Origin of the sequence: Kitasatospora sp. NPDC007106, assembly GCF_040634455.1 — a bacterium.
In the GTDB taxonomy this organism is placed as follows: Bacteria; Actinomycetota; Actinomycetes; order Streptomycetales; family Streptomycetaceae; genus Kitasatospora; species Kitasatospora arboriphila.
Genome location: NZ_JBEYFP010001064.1, coordinates 1 through 1,840 on the forward strand (window position 1 = coordinate 1; position 1,840 = coordinate 1,840).

The 1,840-nt window shown below is 77.0% G+C and carries 3 protein-coding genes; all 3 read right to left on the reverse strand.

Features of this window, described 5'->3' with window-relative positions; genetic code table 11:
• The coding region (locus ABZ641_RS35745; RefSeq protein ID WP_359988605.1) for an alpha/beta fold hydrolase at window positions 1–565 on the reverse strand (565 nt) is incomplete at its 3' end.
• Between the two features lie 55 nt (window positions 566–620).
• A complete protein-coding gene (locus ABZ641_RS35750; RefSeq protein WP_344621722.1) occupies window positions 621–1,328 on the reverse strand; it encodes a TetR/AcrR family transcriptional regulator in 708 nt (235 codons plus the stop codon).
• A partial coding sequence (locus ABZ641_RS35755) for a class II aldolase/adducin family protein (protein ID WP_359988607.1) occupies window positions 1,325–1,840 on the reverse strand: 516 nt, incomplete at its 5' end. The genes ABZ641_RS35750 and ABZ641_RS35755, both read right to left, overlap by 4 nt.

Here is a 1,840-nt window from a genome sequence, read left to right on the forward strand (position 1 = left end):
CCGGCCGGGCCAGCACCTGCCGCATCGAGGCGGCGAACCGCCGCTCGGTCGTCGCCCGGGCCAGCAGCGGCCCGAGCGGGCCGTGCAGCAGCCGCTGGATCGGGACCGGCCGGTGCAGGTCGGCCCAGAACCCGCCGTTCAGCCATGCCGTGCGGGTGATCCGCGGGGCGTCCCGGGCCAGCAGCTCCTGCGCGACGCTGACCCCGTAGTCGTGCGCCACCAGCGCCGTCGCGCCGACGCCGAGCTCCTGCCACACCGCCTGCACCAGGTCGGCCTGCTCCAGCAGTGAGTACGCGTGCCGGCGCGGCTTGTCGCTCTCGCCGAAGCCGAGCAGGTCGAGGGTGGTCACCCGGCAGCCGTCCGCGGCCAGTCGGGGCGCCACGGCCGCCCAGTCGTGCGAGGAGGTCGGGAAGCCGTGCAGCAGCGTCACCGGCCGCCCGCCGGGCGGACCGTCCTGGCGGACGAACAGGGTGTGCGCACCGCGCGGGCCGCGGACGGCCAGGCGGCGCCCGCCCGCGGTCCACTCCGCCAGCGGCGGCAGCTCGGTCTCGGTCGGCGGGGTCACGGTGCCTCCTGTCGGGGACTGCCGGTGGTCGGGCGCGCGGTGGTCGGGCGCGCGGTCACGGCGCCGGGCGGCGCAGGGCGACGCCGTCCAGCAGCGCGGTGAGCCCGAAGTCGAACTCCTCGTCGCTGTCCGGCGCGTTGAGCAGCTCGGCGTGGCGGCGGACGACCGGGTGGGTGGACTCCGGCAGGGCCGCGAACAGCTCGGCCATCGCGGCGCGCTCGGCCGCCGTCCGTGCGGCGCCGCCCGCGTCCATCTGGGCGGAGCCGATCACGAAGTGCATGACCGTCAGGTAGACGTGCACCGCGGTGGCGGGCTCCCAGCCGGTCGTGATCAGCACACCGAGGGCGTGCTCGCGGGCGCGCAGCGCGTTCGGGCCGAGCAGCTGGCCGGCGACGAACAGCGGCGCCACCGCGGGATGGCCGAGCAGGACGCCGCGGAACCCGCGGGCGCCGGCCGCCAGGGCGGACCGCCAGTCGGCCGTCTCCTCCGGCAGCCGGACCTCGGCGAGCACGTGGTCCACCAGCTCCACCAGGAGCTCCTCCCGGCTGGCGACGTACCGGTACAGCGAGGTGTGGCGGGTGCCCAGCCGGTCGGCGAGGCGGCGCATCGTGAGGGCGTCCAGCCCCTCGCCGTCCGCGATCTCCAGGGCGGCGGCGGTGATCGCCGCCAGGGTCAGTCCGCCCGCCCGGGGCCGGCGCCGGGCCCGCTCGTCGTACCGCTGCCGCCACCAGGCGGCCGAGCCCGGCGAGGCCGGCCCGGTCACTCGAAGAGGTCAGGGTCGGAGCGGACGACGTCCTGCCACAGCGGCTGGAAGGAGAACCAGCCGGCGAGCGGGAAGCCCGTCTGCTCGCGGGTGTAGCGGGCCGCCTCGGCGCTCATCACCCGAGGCGTTCCGGCGGCCTCGGCGAGCAGCTGGGCCTGGGCGCTGCGCTCCATGCTGATGAACCACCAGGCGGCCTCCTCGACGGACTCGCCGACCGTGAAGACGCCGTGGTTCTGGTGGATCGCGGCCCGGTGCGGGCCGAGGCCGGCGGCGAGCAGCGCGCCCGCCTCCTCGTCGAGGACGACCTCGCCGCCGCCCTCGGAGACCACCACGTGGTTCTCGAAGAGCGCGCAGGCGTCCTGGGTGATCGGGTCCAGCGGGCGGCCCAGGCTCGACCAGGCCTTGCCGTGCACGGCGTGCGCGTGGCAGGCGGCGACCACGTCCGGCCGGGCCGCGTGGATCGCGGAGTGGATGACGAACCCGGCCCGGTTCACCGGGCGGCGGCCGTGCCG